The 16,781-nt window shown below is 60.6% G+C and carries 17 protein-coding genes and 1 pseudogene; 9 read left to right on the top strand and 9 right to left on the bottom strand.

Annotated features, from left to right (window positions below; genetic code table 11):
* Position 1 precedes the first annotated feature (1 nt).
* A complete protein-coding gene (locus G9U53_RS18365; protein ID WP_065351361.1) occupies positions 2-1,270 on the bottom strand; it encodes a VWA domain-containing protein in 1,269 nt (422 codons plus the stop codon).
* 173 nt (positions 1,271-1,443) lie between these two features.
* Between G9U53_RS18365 and G9U53_RS18360 the strand changes: the two genes are divergently transcribed.
* Positions 1,444-2,406, top strand: coding sequence for a sensor domain-containing diguanylate cyclase (locus G9U53_RS18360; protein ID WP_058037733.1), 963 nt, complete (start codon positions 1,444-1,446; stop codon positions 2,404-2,406).
* 95 nt (positions 2,407-2,501) lie between these two features.
* On the opposite strand, the gene G9U53_RS18355 is transcribed toward G9U53_RS18360, so the two are convergent.
* Complete coding sequence (locus G9U53_RS18355; protein ID WP_058037732.1) at positions 2,502-3,806, bottom strand: HNH endonuclease signature motif containing protein; 1,305 nt, start codon at positions 3,804-3,806, stop codon at positions 2,502-2,504.
* 158 nt (positions 3,807-3,964) lie between these two features.
* On the opposite strand from G9U53_RS18355, the gene G9U53_RS18350 reads away from it, so the two are divergent.
* From G9U53_RS18350 to G9U53_RS18335, 4 genes are all read left to right on the top strand, one after another.
* Positions 3,965-4,468: a MarR family transcriptional regulator gene (locus G9U53_RS18350; RefSeq protein WP_058037731.1), complete on the top strand. Its 504-nt coding sequence runs from the start codon at positions 3,965-3,967 to the stop codon at positions 4,466-4,468.
* An 11-nt stretch (positions 4,469-4,479) separates the two neighbouring features.
* Positions 4,480-5,538 (top strand): LLM class flavin-dependent oxidoreductase, encoded by a 1,059-nt coding sequence (locus G9U53_RS18345; protein ID WP_054781093.1) that lies wholly within the window; start codon positions 4,480-4,482, stop codon positions 5,536-5,538.
* An 8-nt stretch (positions 5,539-5,546) separates the two neighbouring features.
* Positions 5,547-6,113, top strand: coding sequence for an FMN reductase (msuE, locus tag G9U53_RS18340; protein WP_007731485.1), 567 nt, complete (start codon positions 5,547-5,549; stop codon positions 6,111-6,113).
* Between the two features lie 164 nt (positions 6,114-6,277).
* On the top strand, positions 6,278-6,625 hold the full coding sequence (locus tag G9U53_RS18335; protein WP_058037729.1) for a CD225/dispanin family protein: 348 nt from the start codon (positions 6,278-6,280) through the stop codon (positions 6,623-6,625).
* A gap of 33 nt (positions 6,626-6,658) precedes the next feature.
* On the opposite strand, the gene G9U53_RS18330 is transcribed toward G9U53_RS18335, so the two are convergent.
* Entirely contained in the window at positions 6,659-7,813 is a 1,155-nt protein-coding gene (locus tag G9U53_RS18330; protein ID WP_042922323.1) for a lipase family protein, read from the bottom strand.
* Positions 7,814-7,851: 38 nt separating this feature from the next.
* Between G9U53_RS18330 and G9U53_RS18325 the strand changes: the two genes are divergently transcribed.
* Both G9U53_RS18325 and G9U53_RS18320 read left to right on the top strand, forming a co-directional pair.
* Positions 7,852-8,310, top strand: coding sequence for a DUF5990 family protein (locus tag G9U53_RS18325; RefSeq protein WP_058037728.1), 459 nt, complete (start codon positions 7,852-7,854; stop codon positions 8,308-8,310).
* Positions 8,311-8,386: 76 nt separating this feature from the next.
* Positions 8,387-9,868 carry an NAD(P)/FAD-dependent oxidoreductase gene (locus G9U53_RS18320; protein ID WP_058037727.1) on the top strand — a complete coding sequence of 494 codons (1,482 nt, stop codon included), beginning with the start codon at positions 8,387-8,389 and terminating at the stop codon, positions 9,866-9,868.
* 523 nt (positions 9,869-10,391) lie between these two features.
* Here the strand turns inward: G9U53_RS18320 and G9U53_RS18310 are convergent.
* Together G9U53_RS18310 and G9U53_RS18305 are read right to left on the bottom strand one after the other, a co-directional pair.
* A complete protein-coding gene (locus G9U53_RS18310; RefSeq protein WP_007731470.1) occupies positions 10,392-11,162 on the bottom strand; it encodes an ABC transporter permease in 771 nt (256 codons plus the stop codon).
* A 50-nt stretch (positions 11,163-11,212) separates the two neighbouring features.
* Entirely contained in the window at positions 11,213-11,650 is a 438-nt protein-coding gene (locus G9U53_RS18305) for a GtrA family protein (protein WP_020908979.1), read from the bottom strand.
* A gap of 141 nt (positions 11,651-11,791) precedes the next feature.
* Between G9U53_RS18305 and G9U53_RS18300 the strand changes: the two genes are divergently transcribed.
* On the top strand, positions 11,792-12,499 hold the full coding sequence (locus G9U53_RS18300; RefSeq protein ID WP_007731468.1) for a TetR/AcrR family transcriptional regulator: 708 nt from the start codon (positions 11,792-11,794) through the stop codon (positions 12,497-12,499).
* Positions 12,500-12,548: 49 nt separating this feature from the next.
* Here the strand turns inward: G9U53_RS18300 and G9U53_RS18295 are convergent, their stop codons facing one another.
* Positions 12,549-14,045: an MFS transporter gene (locus tag G9U53_RS18295; protein WP_165639028.1), complete on the bottom strand. Its 1,497-nt coding sequence runs from the start codon at positions 14,043-14,045 to the stop codon at positions 12,549-12,551.
* 99 nt (positions 14,046-14,144) lie between these two features.
* On the opposite strand from G9U53_RS18295, the gene G9U53_RS18290 reads away from it, so the two are divergent.
* Positions 14,145-14,804, top strand: coding sequence for a TetR/AcrR family transcriptional regulator (locus tag G9U53_RS18290; RefSeq protein WP_080712681.1), 660 nt, complete (start codon positions 14,145-14,147; stop codon positions 14,802-14,804).
* 9 nt (positions 14,805-14,813) lie between these two features.
* On the opposite strand, the gene G9U53_RS18285 is transcribed toward G9U53_RS18290, so the two are convergent.
* The 3 genes and pseudogenes from G9U53_RS18285 to G9U53_RS18275 all read right to left on the bottom strand — a co-directional run.
* Positions 14,814-15,017, bottom strand: a complete 204-nt coding sequence (locus G9U53_RS18285; protein WP_003939828.1) for a PspC domain-containing protein — start codon at positions 15,015-15,017, stop codon at positions 14,814-14,816.
* A 190-nt stretch (positions 15,018-15,207) separates the two neighbouring features.
* Positions 15,208-16,056, bottom strand: coding sequence for an alpha/beta hydrolase (locus tag G9U53_RS18280; protein WP_020970664.1), 849 nt, complete (start codon positions 16,054-16,056; stop codon positions 15,208-15,210).
* A 543-nt stretch (positions 16,057-16,599) separates the two neighbouring features.
* Positions 16,600-16,781: pseudogene (locus G9U53_RS18275) on the bottom strand (DUF389 domain-containing protein); the annotation flags it as partial.

Here is a 16,781-nt window from a genome sequence, read left to right as displayed (position 1 = left end):
ATCACGGCGTTGTGATGCCCGCGGCTACAGCTGCCTTGTGCCAATCCGGGAATTCACTCAGCAAACGGGTGTACAACTGGGCGTCGTCGACGGTGTCGATGTCGTCCAGCGCGAAGAATCCGGCATTGTCGACCACCCTGCCGTCGAGGTCGTCGAGCTTCTCCAGCACTCCGTAGTTGGCCTTGCCGATTCCGACGAACTGCCAAAAGGCCGGGAGCCCAGACGCTTCGCGCATCAATTTCGTGATTTCCTTGCGCTCGCTGAAGCCTCCGTCGGTGAAGAACAGGACGAGCGTCGGCGCGGAACCACGTGTCAGGCCGGAAAGAATCTCAGTCATGATCGGCACTTCACGATTTGCGGCGCCGATCTTGTCGTAGTTGAATCCGCCGTGCGAGCCGCGCAAGTGCAGGTAGGTATCCGACCACTCTTCCGCGTCATGGACAGAGATCTCGGGAAGTTTGACGAAGCTGACTGCATACAAGTACGGCTCCAGCTTGCCGTCGTCATCGAGTTGGATCGCAACGGGAATCATGCGTTCGACAACACGATGCACCACTCTGGTGCGGTACTGCTTGGCCATACTTCCGGTTTTGTCGATCACCAGGACCACCCGTGCCCGAATTCCGTTGCCACCCTTGGTCAGCAGGACCTTGGCCACTTCGCGCTTTCGGAGGTCCAGCTTCTCCCGCTTCACCATGGAGAGTTTGGCTTCGTCGGGCACGGTCCGGATACCGCCTGTCGATTCAGCAGAGCCGGCGGGTCGAGCCGGCGGTTCCTCGTCGACCGAAACGCCGAATGCTGTTACCAGGTCCGCCAATCCGCTGTCCCAGCCAGCTGACACGTTTCGCAGCTTCCAGCCCGTGCCGCGGCGATAGATCTCGACGAGAACCGCTGCTCTCTCACTCGTCAACCCCAAAGCCTGAGCCACGATGGCGGTGGAACCAACCTGCTCCACCACGACCCCAAGGCCCCCGACAGCAGACAGGGTTCCGTTTGCCGCCGCATCAAGTGCCACGGCAACACTCAGCTGATGGATGTCAGCGGGCAACCTCGCAATGTCGATTTCGATGACGCCGCCGGACTCCAAGCGCACCGCGCCTTCGGGTGAGACCGGCTGATTGAAGAAGACAAAATCTGCGTCGTCCCGTACTTTGTTCCGTTCGTCGAGCTGGAACACCATCAGGTCTACCGTGCCCGGGGCGCTACCGTTCACCGCCACCTTCAGCGAAGTTCCCTCAACGACTGTGTTCGCTCCACGCGCCAGCTCCATACCGGAAGATTAGCTGGCCACCAAAGAATCCACGGCCCCGCGGTCGGAAGAATCACAGCACACTTTCAGCAATCGCGAGGATTCTCGAGGCAGACTGTTCGTGGAAGATTTGTCGCACGCGGGACCAAGAGCCTGAACATCGACAGAATCCTAGGGTCGATCAGGAGGTCAAAATGCCGCACGGCCAGACGCGCACCATCCCGATGTTGCCACTCTTGCCACCTCTGACGAATTTCGACGACGCAAGTCGCTCGGTCGTGTCCTACCTCGACGAATATCTTCCGCTGGCACTGTGGTCGATCACGCGGTTCGACGGGTCCAATCAAATCTTTCTCACCGTCTCACCCAACCCACTTCACATCGAAGTCGGCGAGACCCGGGCTTGGCCAAACACCATGTGCAGCGAGGTGGTACTCGGAAATGCGCCGCCAGTCTCATCGAATCGCGCGCTCGTGCGCGCACTGTCCCGTGATGGCAGATGGGAAGGCATTGGCGCATACGTCAGCATCCCAATCCTCCACAACGACGGCAGTCTCTTCGGCACTCTGTGTGGCGCCGACCCGAGTGCGGGCGACTCCGCGCTCGAGGACAACCTAGCCCTCCTCAATCTCCTGTGCCGACTTCTCGGAACCATTCTCGATGTCGACTATCAGCGCGCGCAGTCAGTCCGACTGGCCGAAACTGCGCAACTCGATGCCGAGACCGACCCGTTGACAGGTCTTCTCAATCGGCGCGGGTGGAATCGCATCCTCGAGGCCGAGCAAACTCGGTACCGCCAATTCGCCGATCCGGGAGCTATCATCATCGTCGATCTGGACGGCATGAAGACCATCAACGACGAACTCGGCCACGCCGCGGGCGACGAATACGTTCAAAGGGCCGGCAAGATCTTGGCAGCATGCGCGCACCCTGGTGCGGTGGTTTCACGGTTGGGCGGAGACGAGTTCGGAATCGCTCTGCCCGATACACAGCCGCGCGCCGTCGACTACCTGCTCGAGTGTTTGGAGAAGGCGTTCCGGAATGCCGACGTCTGTTGTTCGATCGGTCGAGCCGACTTTTCCATGACCCAAAGCCTTTCCGAGACTTGGGATACGGCCGATGCGGAGATGTACCGCCACAAGCGCTCGAAGCACTGATTCGACTCCTCCACGGCCGGTTGGCACCGCATCGGAGGATCCCTTCGATGCGGTGCTCGGTCCGTGTTCTGTTGTCGCCAAAGAGGTTTGACCTCTCAGGTTTTGAAGGTGGTGTTCGCCGGCCTGGGTTGCTGTCCGGGGTCGATCGAGGGCGGCGGGATGAACCAGGGTTTGTTGTCGACTCCGATTCGGATTTCCCATTTCCCGACGAACCCTGATTTTCGGTGCATCAGCCGGTGGTGTGAACGGCACAGCAGGACCAGGTTGTTCATCACCGTCGGGCCACCGTTCGCCCAGTGCCGGATATGGTGCGCATCAGTCCACGCCGGCACGCACGTGCAGCCCGGGAAGGCGCAGCCCTTGTCTCGGGCGATCAACGCGACGCGTTGTTCGGCGTTGACCAACCTCTTTCCTGGTTGCGCATCGAGCGGTGCGCCGTGATCGTCGAGCAGAACGGTGGAGAGGAAGCAGTCGCAGCCGAGAAGTCGGGTCTGTGACACGGACAGTGGCCCGAGCCAGGGCATGTGCCCGACATCAAGATCCGACACAGCCATTCCGTCATCAGCAGTGGAGGGTGTTGCGGCGCAGTCCCGATGCTCCGCCAGATCCCGAGCATTGATGTGCACATTCACGTGCGGACGCTGACCACCATCGGTACCGGTTTTCGCGCAGTCCAGGTAACGGCGGATCAGTTCGGCGAACCCGTCCGCCGTGCGCTTCGCCGTCGACCGAGAATCCGGGGTTCCATCCGGTGCCGGGGTGGGCATCGTCAGATTCGACAATGCCGACAGCAGCATTTCACCGGTCAGGGCGTCGAAATCGCCGCGCACCACCACCCGGCCATTGAGCGTCGACGCGATCCGCAACTCATTGAGATCGACATCCTCGGCGGGCGGGATCTCATCCGATTCGAACAACCGCTCCAACGTCGCGATCACGTTCCGCACCTTCGTCGTCGTCGCCTCCACACCCGACGCAGCAGCCAACAACAAATCGATACACTTCGGTAATGCCTCCTCCGGCATGCCCTTCGGTGGTGACTCGCAGAACGCCACGATCAACACGGCATGCTCGAAGGAGCAGTCCCCGCAATCGAACCGAGCCGCCACCGCCGGAAACGGCCGCAAAGCCGCACCCAATGCGGCGATCTTCTTCCCGTCCCGAACCTGCAGCATCGTGTTCGCCGCCAACCAGGACCCCACACCGCGGCTCGCGATCACCTGATCATCCGGGCGCAACGACAACTCGTCCACCACCGCCACTCGAACGGCTTCCAGGCGCAGAATCTCCGCACTCGCCGACACCGCAGCAGCGCGCAACTCGGCAGCAGTCAACTGCCACAGGCGTCCGCGTAACCCCACCGCAGAACCAGACACCACGTCCGACAACAAGACACTCATTGAATCCCCCGATCCCCTCCCCAAATTATACTCGAACATGCGTTCGAGTCAATACCTCGCTACCAGCGCAAATAAGAGCAAGGAATAGTTCGACCGTCACACGCGTATTATTTGAGTAAGCAATACTTGCGGTCGCAAATAAATGGAGGGCGTCACCGATGACAACTGATGAACACGTACGTGGTCGTGTGTGGCGCGACCTCGTCGTCTCCCACAGCGTCATCCTCGGCAAGATGGAGGCGGATCTTCGAACCACCACCGGGCTCACCCTTGGCCAGTACGACGTTCTGCTCCGACTGCACGAAGCTCCGGGAAACACGATCCGAATGGGCGATCTGGCCGAACTGGTCCTGGTCACCACCAGTGGCGTGACGCGCGTCGTCGATCGATTGGTCGAGGCAGGACTGGCAGAGCGCGTTCGCCCGGAAAACGATCGACGCGTCGTGACGGTGTCAATGACGCCTGCGGGCAAGAAGACGCTTCGAAAAGCGTCCGCCATACACACGCGAGGGATCGCCGAATACTTCTCCGATCTCATTGAAACCGAGGAGCTTCCGGTGCTCGAACGCTTCTTCTCCCGACTTGCCACACATCACACGAATCAAGGCGGCGCATGCGATGCGCACGTAGAACAGCTTTCCATCACCCCCACGAACAGATAGCGAGAAACAACATGGCTTTCGAATTGGGCGTCTACCATTTCGGTGAACTCACCCCAGATCCCACCACCGGCGCGATGATGAATCCCGGTGTCCACCTTCGTCATTTGGTGGAGCAGGCAACCGTTGCCGATCAGGTTGGACTCGATGTCTTCGGCGTCGGCGAGCACCATCGCACCGACTTCGCAGTCTCAGCCCCTGCCGTTGTGCTCGCGGCAATGGCTCAGGCTACCGACAACATCAAGCTGTCCAGCGCCGTAACCGTACTCAGTTCCGACGATCCCGTACGTGTGTTCCAACAGTTCGCGACAGTCGACCTGCTTTCCGAAGGCCGTGCCGAGATCATTGCCGGCCGAGGTTCGTACACGGAGTCATTTCCGCTCTTCGGGTACGACTTGTCCCAGTACAACGAACTCTTCGCCGAAAAGCTTGATCTACTACTGAAACTGCGCGACGAAAACCCGATCAACTGGGAAGGACAACTTCGCCCACCACTGATCGACGGTGACGTGACGCCCCGCCCGGACCGTCAGATTCCGGTGTGGATCGCAGTCGGAGGTACTCCGGCCTCTGTCGTCCGTGCCGCGAAACTGGGCCTGCCCCTCTCACTGGCCATCATCGGTGGAAGTTACCAACAGTTCGAACCGTTCGTCGATCTATACCGCAGGGCTGCAGCGGAGTTCGGACACGATCCGAAGAAACTGGCTGTCTCGATTGCTTCGCCAGGATTTGTCGATACCTCGAAGCAAACAGCACTCGACACGTCGTACCCGTACTTCCAGGCCGGGTGGATGCAGAATCATCATCAGCGCGGAAACGGAGTTCCCATGCCGCGCAGGGCATATGAAGCGCAGGCAACCACCGCGGGTGCGTTCTTCCTCGGCGGCCCGCAGGAAATCATCGACAAGACGATGGCGCAGTACGAACTGTTCCATCATGACCGCATCATGATCCAGATGGGGTTCGGCAACGTGCCACAGAAGGACATGCTGCGGGCGATCGAGATCCTCGGCACCGAAGTAGCCCCCGTTGTGCGTAAGGAAATCGAATCGCTGAAGTCGTCCCAAAAATAGGAGTTTCGATGAGCACACCGCTCAAAATTGTTGCCGTTGTCGGCAACCTCCAAAAACCCTCCAAGACTCGCGCCCTCGTCGACCTGATCGTCGAAACCTTGGGAGACTTCGAGCAGATCGACACACGAGTTTTCGAAATCGTGGATCTGATTCCAGGTCTTGCATCTGCTCTGGATCGCGATCACGTCGACTCAGTGACCGCCGAAGCGCTGGCAGCAGTCGAGTCCGCCGATATCGTCATCGCGGCGTCACCGGTGTTCCGCGGTTCGTACACGGGAATGTTCAAGCATTTTTTCGATCTCGTCGACCAGTACGCGCTTGCCAACACTCCGGTGATTCTTGCCGCTACAGGTGGCAGCGACCGCCATGCTCTCGTGTTGGATCATGCCCTGCGGCCACTGTTCGCTTTCTTCCAAGCGCTGACCGCTCCGGTCGGGATCTATCTCAGCTCAGGTGATTTCGACGGAACGACTATCCTCAACCCCGAGGTATTCGAACGTATCGAGATGGCAGCAAAGGACGTCCTGCCGGTAGCCAGGATGCTCGCGGAGCGGCATCGAGTTGCGCTGACGTGAACGCCCCTCGTCTGCACAACAATGACCCGGAACCACCACCAGCGGTCACGACTGGCAATGCGGCTGATCCAGCACACTTACGCCGCTGATCCACATCGCATCACCGAACACCGTTTTTCAGTGATTCTTCAGCTCCATCGCAGTAGCGTCGAAAGGGCCACCTCATGTCAGGAGCCCCCACGACCACCCCGGATCAACCCACTGTCCAGCAATCCGTTCCTCAGCACCCGATTCGACCACCCGTCAATGCGGGCTGGGCAGTGGTCTCGCTGCTGTTCTTCTGGCCGCTTTCCTTCTCCGCTTTCACGCACGCCTTCAACGTGTATCCGCTGTGGGCTGACGGCGATGTGGCCGGGTCGCGGTATGCGTCCGATCGAGTGAAACGGCTCGGTCAGATCTCGCTGTGGATCGCAGGCGGCCTACTACTCCTGGTCTGCATCCTGTACGCGATTGCGGCAATCGTGTGGTTCGCCAACGGTGGCCACGATTACGGTCCGCGGCGTATGCGCTGAACAGCCACCCTGGACAACCACACCACCAGGACATCACCTCATCAATCGATCGACGAACTCCATGGTCTGGTCCATCGAAGCGACCGTCGTTTGACCGTGGCTGATTCCGGCGAGTTCTTGATACTCGAACTGCGTTCCCCGCGAACGCATGTCGACCAGTTGCGCCCAGGTAAGGGCGACAGGAACCGTTGTGTCCGACACGCTCTGCACCACGCGCAGTGGACGGTCGTAGCCGTCGACCGGCACCTGCATCATCTCGCGGAACAGGTCGTACATGCGCGGCGTCCATACTGACCGAGAAAACAACGAGCTCAACTGGATTCGTTCGGCTCGAATGTGTCGGCCGAGATCTCCGGCGCACAGTGTCCGAGCCTTTTCCATCCACTCGATCCCCTGCGGCGAGAGAACCTCGCGAATGTTCTCTTCGGGTCGTTGATCGTCGATCCCAGCCAGGACGTACAGCGCATATCCCACCAGCCCGGTGATACCGATGTCGGGAAACAGCGGGCCGCCCAACGGAAACAGCCCTTCCATGTGTGTGGGGCCTGCGACGACAACCGAGCCACGGAAATCCAATTCCGGCGCACGAGTGGTGGCATCGTGTCCCGCGAAGTACGCCGCATGACCACCTTCGGACAAACCCGCGACCATCCACCGCGGACTCAGCACATTGCCGTACAACTCGTGCGCGGCCCGCACGATGTCGACGGCATTCGCGCCGGCGGCATGTCCGTCGAGATAGGCCAGCACCCCGTCGGTACCAACTCCCGAGTAGTCGGTAGCGACCACCGCGTACCCCTGCTCCAACCAGCGTTCGATCGGTTCGATCTCGCCCGGACCGAATCCGGTCGACGAGGGTGCACACTGATCCGCACTGCCCAAAGTTCCGTGGGCATAGGAGATGACGGGCCAACCGCCCGCCGGTGGGGCGCCTTCCGGCAGAAACACGGACCCTGACGACTCTCCCCATCTGTCAGCGGTACGCAGAGTTCGATAGACGACCCGCTGCGTCTCACCGGCGCCGACCGGAAACACTGCGGCCGAGAGTTCGCCATAGGACTCCAGCGCGCCCGCGACTTCCGGTTCGTCCGCCGTCGCCACTGCAACACCTGACCCCCACCCGAGACCCGACAACAGAATGCTCGCCACCACGGCCGCAACAGAGGTTCTACCCGAACGACTCACCACGCCAACCCCTCCCGACCTATGCAGAGCATGATGTCGATATGCAGATCATCATCACCGGTCACAGCCTGCCCGGACGTGAGTGTTCCGAAACCGCAACCTTCGAAGAGCGCAGCAACATCCACGTCGGCGTTCAGCGCCGAGGCAAGCCACACGAAATCCTCGACCTCGTACCGGGAGATACCGAGACAGTGCGATGGGAACTGACAGCGAGTCTGGAGCGAAAGTCCGGTGCCTGGGACTTACTCGGTCCATACATCCAGGGTCCACCTCGCGGACGCTTCATCTACCTGTCCTGGGTGACGGTATCCGATGACCAGACGTTCGAGATGTTTCGGCGCGCAAAGCTGATGCTCGACGCGATCCCCGAACACATCGCCGAGGAGGCCGACGCTTCCGGCATGCTCCACGGAGACCTCGGCCTCACCGACGCCGCAGGTAAACCACTGTGTGCGGCTATCCGACCGCCGACGATCACATGGTCACCCTCGCCTTACTGAGCATCGTTCAGTAGTGTGGAGATCGAACACTTAGTCTGCCCGGTGGCCCCACACGATCGATACGGAGTCCGAACTGATGAGCACCGAACACCTCGATGTCCTGATCGTCGGCGCCGGCTTGTCCGGCATCGGTGCTGCGTATCGACTCCAGACCGAGCTTCCCGGCAAGTCGTACGCAATCCTCGAGGCCCGTGCGAACAGTGGCGGAACCTGGGACCTCTTCAAATACCCTGGCATCCGATCGGATTCCGACATGTTCACGCTCGGCTACCCGTTTCGGCCGTGGACAGATGCCAAAGCAATCGCCGACGGTGATTCGATCCTCCGGTACGTGCGCGACACCGCGCGAGAGAACGGGATCGACAAGAAGATTCGGTACAACCGGAAGGTGACGGCCGCATCATGGTCGTCAGCGGACTCGACGTGGTCAGTCACGGTCACGACCGGCGACGAAGACGAAACACTGACCTGCAACTTCCTCTATCTCTGCAGCGGTTACTACAGCTACGAGGGCGGATACACCCCCGACTTCCCCGGACGTGAATCGTTTGCCGGCGAGGTTGTGCACCCGCAGTTCTGGCCCGAAGAACTCGATTACTCCGACAAGAAGGTCGTTGTGATCGGAAGCGGCGCCACCGCAGTCACTTTGGTCCCCACGATGTCACGGGACGCAAGCCACGTCACGATGCTCCAGCGATCACCGACATACATTCTGGCTCTGCCGTCCAGCGACAAATTATCGGACATTATTCGCGCAGTACTGCCGAATCAACTCGCGCACAGCATCGCTCGATGGAAGAGCATCGTAGTGAACCTGAGTTTCTACCAACTGTGCCGGCGCAGTCCTGCGCGTGCAAAGCGGTTGCTGAACCTCGCGATCAGTCGCCAACTCCCGGAAGAGATCCCACTCGATCCTCACTTCACACCCACCTACGATCCCTGGGATCAACGCTTGTGCGTCGTACCGGACGGCGATTTGTTCAAAGCCCTCCGATCCGGCAAGGCCTCGATCGAGACCGATCGCATCGACACTTTCACCGAGACCGGAATTCGTCTCGCGTCAGGTCGCGAACTCGAAGCTGACATCATCGTCACTGCAACAGGATTGAAGATGGAAGCGTGCGGCGGGATGTCGATCGAAGTGGACGGCGAACCCGTCACCCTCGGTGATCGTTACGTCTACAAGGGCATGATGATCAGCGACGTACCGAACTTCGCGATGTGCGTCGGCTACACCAACGCCTCGTGGACTCTGCGAGCAGATCTCACGTCGATGTACGTCTGCCGACTGCTGACGGAGATGGACAAGCGCGGCTATTCGAAGTGCGTGCCGCACGCGAGCGAAGAGATGGACCAGCGGCCGATCCTGGACCTGGCGTCGGGGTACGTCATGCGTGCTGTGGAACAGTTCCCGAAGCAGGGATCGAAGTCACCGTGGAACATGCGTCAGAACTACATCCTTGATCGTCTTCACTCCACGTTCGGGAGCATCAACGACCACATGACGTTCTCGAAGGCGCCAGCTCGACAGTCGACGCCGGAACCGAGCAAGAGTTGAGCGGACCACGAACAACCAGGTAGAGCAATCGGGCGAAGCCACCAATCGATCCGACGACAAAGAACACACCCGAACCTGCGACTACTGCACAGAGCGCACCGAGAACGATGATCGCCGACGCCTCTACCATTCGACCGGCGGACTCCGATCCGAGAACGTGTATTTCATCAACTCCTTCGTCCATAAAACTATTTTCAGCCGACCGTCCAGCCGGTTTGTAGGGACTTTAGTCGCGAGTCGGATCAAAATGGACTCATAATTGCAGGTCAAGCGTTCAGTTGGCCATTCCGGCCGGATGATCTCCAGTCCGTTCCGTTGTGATGGTCGGCAACAGAGTGCTGGTCGAATAAATGGACGATTCACGAATCGACACGGTCGTATCAAATCTCCGTGCCTCTCCACCCACTCTTACGCAGGGTGTGGCCCAGCAGCGTGACCACCAGTGAAAACATCGGCAGGGCAATGATCACCCTCGCGGCAAACACCCCCGATCTTCCCGGCCGCGTCCTTCGCAGCGACAAGATCAACGAACTCGCGCAGGCCTGACAGCTTGACCTCGAAAGACGAAACCGCGGGCGACAAGTTCCAACGCCACGGCCACCGAGCAGGTTTGTGCCAACAACAACCCTGCCAATACAAGAATTTGCACAGCACCGGCCTGAACGGCCGATCCCGTCGCGAGCAACACACCGACAAAGGCTCCGGGCAATGTCACGAGGCCGACGGTGCGCGTCTGGTCGACTCCAGGCAGCAGAGCATCGGAGGCAGCGGTGCGGGCTACCTCCCACCGCGCATCTCGTTGGGAAAATCCAAGGCTCAGTGCTGCTTCCACTTCCCCGTACCGGTCGTCGACGGCGTCGAGTCCGCGTTTGGCTGCCATCGATGTTGCAGTCATCGCGCCACCCAGAACAATGCCGCCGATCGGCACCAGAGCGACGCCTTGCAGCGGAACCACTCCGGACAGCAGCATCAGTGGCAGAACCACACCGATTCCCGACGCCAACGCGATGGTCAGCCAAACTCCGGACGTCCCCGCGTTCGAGCGTCGTGCCGCGGTGAAAGACGCCGCAACGAACATGCCGGCGAGCACGAGGAGCGCCGACCAGATGTGGGCCAAGGCGGCGGCAAGGATCAACGAAATCGCAGCCAGCTGAAGAGCGCCACGAGCGAGGGCACCGGGGACCACCCGAACGCTACCGAGATAGGTGAATCGGTAGACGAGCGTGGCGACAAGTGCCATGACGATGCAGAGCACAGCCAGACGGATGCCGGAGTCGGCTATCGAAAGGCTCATGGGTCTCAGTGTTCCCTACGAGCCGAGTCCGATCCGAATTCGAGAACCGCTCAGAACACCCAACCGCGAAGGGCGACGAATCGCAGGCCACCGACAATTCCGCTCACGGCGATCACAAGCCCGGCTTGAAGAAGCCCGTCGGCGCCCGGGAGAAGGAAGCCGAGCGCACTGATGGCGGCAGAACTGGCGATCAACCCGACCAGTGCGAGTCCACCGCCTTCCCACTGCGCGGTGAACCAGTTGACGCGATCCGCGGCATGGAAGGTGAGCCGGCGATGCAGTTCGTTGGCCAGAATGGTGCTCAAGACTGCACCAACTGCGTTGGCGACCAGCGCTCCGTCACCGCGCAGCGCCAGAAAAGCGGCAAAGTACAAGATGTTGCTGGCTCCGCCGACGAGGGCAAAACGAACGAGCTGAGCAAAGGCGCCGTCGCCGGCAAGAGCGCGAAGCCTCGTTGCCGCGAAACCTGCACTCCGCGTACCCACCATCGAGATCGGATTGCTCCCGACCCAGATGTCAGACGTGCTCATATCGGCTTCTCTCATACGGACAATCGGAACCACACGTTCCGCTTAGTAATATAGCACTAACGGAATCGATCATTCCGCTTAGTGCCGTAGACTGTGAGGATGCCGACAACACACCCCGACGCTTCTCATGCGGGGACCTCGGCCGACTGCTCACAGCCGCGCCTTCGGTCCGACGCCAAGGCCAACCTCGAGCGCATCCTCAACTCCGCTCGCGAGGTGTTCGCTGCCCAAGGACTCGACGCCACGCTGGCAGACGTCGCGAAGCACGCCGGCGTCGGCGTCGGCACCGTCTATCGCCGCTTCGCCAGCAAGGACGAACTGATCCAGGCACTGTTCGACACGCGGTGTTCCGAGATCGAAACGATCGCCGCCACCGCCCGAGAGATGCCCGACGCCTGGGAAGGTCTTGTCTACTTTCTCGACGTGATCTCTCTGCGCATGGCAGACAACCGCGGATTCGGCGATCTCCTGATGGACGGACGCTTCACGTCCGACACCTTCGCTCGCGCGCGCGCCGGGATCGCTCGACACACTGCGGTACTTGTCAATCGCGCCAAGGAACAGGGCACCCTGCGCAGCGACTTCGAAGTCAACGACATTCCACTTCTCATGCAGGTCGTCAAGATGGCCCAGAAGTTCGGTGGCGACGAGGCCCCTCAGGCTTACCGCCGCGCACTCGGGTTCATGATCGACGGACTCTGCGCGTCCCGCACCGACCATCGGGAACTGCCCGTGCCGGCGCTGTCCTCCGAGCAACTCGATCACGTCCTTCATCGGTTTCAGGCAACGCCCGGGAAGAACTGCTGAGTCGATTTCGGGGTCGACGCCATTGCGGCGTCGACCCCGAAATTTGCTGTCAGTGGGCGATTACCGGTTCACCTTCCGGCGAATCCGGAAGCAGTCCACTCCGAAGAACCAGTCCGGTCAAGACCGCGCCGACCGCGAATATGCCTGCGGCCCAATAGAACGTCGTGGTGTAACTCTCGACGGCGGCCTGCGCCTGAGTCAGCGGATTCATCTCGCGGCCCACCAGGTAGTTGGTGGAAGCCGAGGCGGCAATCGTGCTGAGCAGTGCAGTTCCGATCGAGCCGCCCACCTGCTGCATCGTGTTGACCGTGGCAGATGCGACGCCGGCATCTTCGTGATGCACGCCTGAAGTTGCTCCCTGCATCGACGGGGCGAAAATGCTGCCCATGCCGAGTCCGGTGACGACGAGCCCCGGCAGAATGTGGACTGCATAGGCGCTGTCCACCGAGATCTGGGCCAGCAGAGTCATTCCGATCGCCGCGATGACCATTCCGCTCACGATCAGCACTCGCGGACCGACGCGCGGCAGCAAAACCGCTGTCGAAAGCGTTGCCGCTGTCACGATTCCGAACACCATCGGCATGAATGCGAGGCCGGTCATGATCGGGCTGTACCCGAGGATCAGCTGCATGTAGTACGTCAGGAACAGGAAGACTGCGAACATGCCTGCGCCGGAAAGGAAGATCGCCAGGTACGAGCCAGCCCGGATTCGGTCGAGGACCACCCGCAGCGGAAGAAGTGGGTGCTCGGACTTGGTCTGCCAGTAGATGAACGCCGCCATGAACACGACGCCGGCAACGAGCCACGAGATAGTGGGAGTTGCACTCCACCCGTCCGACTCGGCCTTCGAGAATCCGAAGACGATGCTGAACAAGCTGATCGACACCAGGATCGTTCCGGGGATGTCGAGCTTGGGTCGCGAGTCACTGGTGTGCGGCGCGAGCAACAGGACTGCTCCGACCAGAGCGATCGCCGCGAAGAAGAGATTCACGAAGAGGCACCAGCGCCAGTCGACCCACTCGGTGAGTGCGCCGCCGAGCAGCAGTCCGATGGCGCCACCACCGCCGGCAACGGCACCGAAGATACCGAACGCCTTGGCACGCTCACCTGGATCCGTGAATGTCACGGACAGCAGCGACAGGGCTGCCGGGGCAAGGAGCGCACCGAATACGCCTTGGCCGGCACGAGCGGCAACAAGCATTTCGAAGTTGACGGCTGCGCCACCGATGGCGGAAGCGACTGCGAAGCCGATCAGGCCGACGATGAAAGTTCGCCTGCGCCCGAACAAGTCGCTCAATCGACCGCCGAGTAGCAGCAAACTGCCGAACGCCAATGCGTATGCCGTGATGATCCACTGGCGGTCCGAATCACCGAACTCCAGTGAGCGCTGCGCAGCAGGCAGCGCGATGTTGACGATGGTGGCATCCAAGACCACCATCAGCTGCGCAATTCCCAGAACCGCGAGAACCAGCCACCGCTTTGCGTGGTTGTCCCCTGAAGGCGCTGAGGACTGCTCGAATTCAGTCCGTTCAGCAATGTCTGACATAGTCCCTCGCCCAACCTATGCGGAGATGGCTTCTCCGGTTAGCAAAAACGCTACACGAAAACGGAGAGGCTGTCTCCACTTGGCGGGTAGAGTGGGGACATGAGTACCGCAATGGAGCGCCCCCTTCGCGCCGATGCTGCACGTAATCGGCAGTTGATCATCGACGCCGCACGTGAATTGTTCGCCGAAGAAGGGATCGACGTCACACTCGACGACGTCGCCCGGCGCGCGGGGGTCGGCGTCGGAACGGTCTATCGGCGGTTCGCCAGCAAAGAAGAATTGATCGACGGAGTCTTCCAGCAGAACTTCGCCGACATGGCAGCGGCCGCGGACGCGTCACTTGCCAATCCGGATCCGTGGGACGGACTTGTCACCTTTGCCGAATTCGCCTGCAGCCGTATGTCGGTCAACCGCGGACTCAAAGACGTCCTGAACGGAACCGACGAGGGATGCGAGCAAGTCGCATGCCAACGATCCATCATCGAACCGTCGGTCGAGAGGATCTTCTACCGGGCCCAGGAGGCCGGGATGCTGCGCACCGACGCCGTACCGACGGACCTGTTCGGCCTCATCTTCATGGTGGGCGCAGTCACCGAATTTGCTCAGCCCGTCAACCCGACCGTGTGGCGTCGATACCTCTCGGTAATGCTCGACGGCCTACGCACGGAGGGCCTGCACCGTGACGCACTGCCCCTTCCTCCACTGAGTTCGGAGGAATTGCACGAGGCCAAGCAATGCCTGAAAGACCGCCGCCGTTGAGCGGTTCGGTCAGATCTGCTCACGAGGAATGAAAATCCACATCACGATGTAGATCAGAAACTGCGGGCCGGGCAGCAGGCACGAGAGTACGAACAGCAAGCGGACAGTCGACGACTTCCAACCGAAGTACCGAGCGATTCCGGCGCACACCCCACCGAACATTGCTCCCGAGCGGGCGCGGGTGAGCTTGCGGGTATTCATCGGGGAGGTCATGTGTTGTTTCCTTTCAACGGAACTCGCGGTTCATCCGCGTCGACCTCCACTATCCGCTGCCGATCCACCTGTGCGCATCAGGCCATGGACCCATCTTTTCCGACGCGGTGTGTCCTCAGGTACGAGTCCGTCCCCGCGTCGGACTCAGGGTTCTCCCCCACACCCCGGCCTCGGACCTCAGCTTCGCACCTCAGCAGGGAAACATGCGTCGAAGCCGTTTCGGAGCCGCAAAAGGTTGCCAGTTGTCGACGTCCTGCGCCAGACGATCGGCAACGGTCCACAACGCCGACGGGTTGTGGGTCAACCCCATGTGACTGCCTTGCACCGCAATGCTTTCCGACAGGCCTGCCGAGGTTTCACAGCACGCTTGCCATGGAACGATACCGTCGTGCCTGGAGTAGACCGACGTGGCGGGAACGGAAATAGGCGATCCCTGTTCGGATTCGATGCCGTCGACCGGAGGCAGTATCGCGTGATTGCCGGACAAACGAGCGTAGAGAGATCCGACTCTCGTCTGCTCCAGACTGGTGAGACCGAAAGGACTTCCCAGTGTCACTACCTGACGCACCGAATCCGGCAGGTCCCTCGCCAGCTTTCGAGCGTAGATACCGCCCAGACTCCAGCCAATTACCGACACCTTCTGCTCGTATCGATCTGCTACCTCGGCCAATGCGGCAGGCAGTCCGTCGACCACCGTCGCCGTCGGACCGGTGTTCAGACCCAGATTCCAACCGTGAACCCGGTATCCGAGAAAGCTCAAGTATGTCCTCAAGGCGAGAGTCGAAACGTCCGAAGTCAGCAATCCGGGGAGAACGAGGACCGGATGCCCGTCCCCACGCGGCGATCGAAGCAACCACGGAGCCGCGAGAAGCAGTGAAGCGATGTCGACCAGTCCGCGCGTCGGTTCGCTCAGACACATCGCCAAGGATGGTGGCCCCGGAACGAGTGGGTCGACTTCACGAATCAGCGTCGATCGCTGTGCCCAATCGAATTCGGTCTCCGCGAAATCGATCGCCGAGACTTCCGCAACTACGGACACCTGAACTCCTGTCGGCCGGTGCCCTCGTCGGGGCGTGTGGTTGGGCGGTTCCGCGAGCTGTGTGCTCAACCCGCGGAACCTTGTCCTCATCCACCACCGGTAGCGAACCAGGACCCGTTCTGCCCACAGATTCGTGACCAAAGGCCTCTCGACCACACGAACACTGTGTGATCCAGAACACTAGTTTTGGTTACGTTGCATCTACGTTGCGTAGATGTTTCATCGCTACCAAGGAGAATCTCGACAAGTCTTGTCAAGCACTGCGGTAGGCCGTTTCCTCCGGCAGAGCCGTCGGCGCTGCAGGTCCGAAGGGTCTGAGTGAAGTCATGCGGCCAATCGGTTGCGTCTCGATTGATCCCCTTTTCCAGTCGCTGCAACCAGCCTGGAAGCCATGATCGGTACAGACAGCGGTACCCAGATCCGACAGTTCGCATGCCGGATCTGTTTGTCGCGACGTTTGTCGGCGCAGACATTCCCACCGATCCGCAAGACAGCTGTCAGCCTGAAGCCTCGAAAGTCCAGTTCCGGCAGTGGGTCAGGCGCCTACGGCGATGTGCCAGGCCTGGCGTCCCGGCGCGTGACTGATTTCCATTGGCGGCCGGATCGGGGCAACGAGAACAGCAGCAGCACAACTACTCCAGCGAGCACGATACCGATCAGATTGACACCGAGCTGAGCCAGCGAACTCAGCACGACATTCCACTTACCTGCGAAGACCGCAACGA

The sequence above is a fragment of the Rhodococcus sp. D-46 genome, assembly GCF_011290655.1.
Classification (GTDB): Bacteria; Actinomycetota; Actinomycetes; order Mycobacteriales; family Mycobacteriaceae; genus Rhodococcus_F; species Rhodococcus_F qingshengii.
Note: the sequence above shows the minus strand (reverse complement) of the source record. Positions and strands in the feature narration are given on the sequence as shown.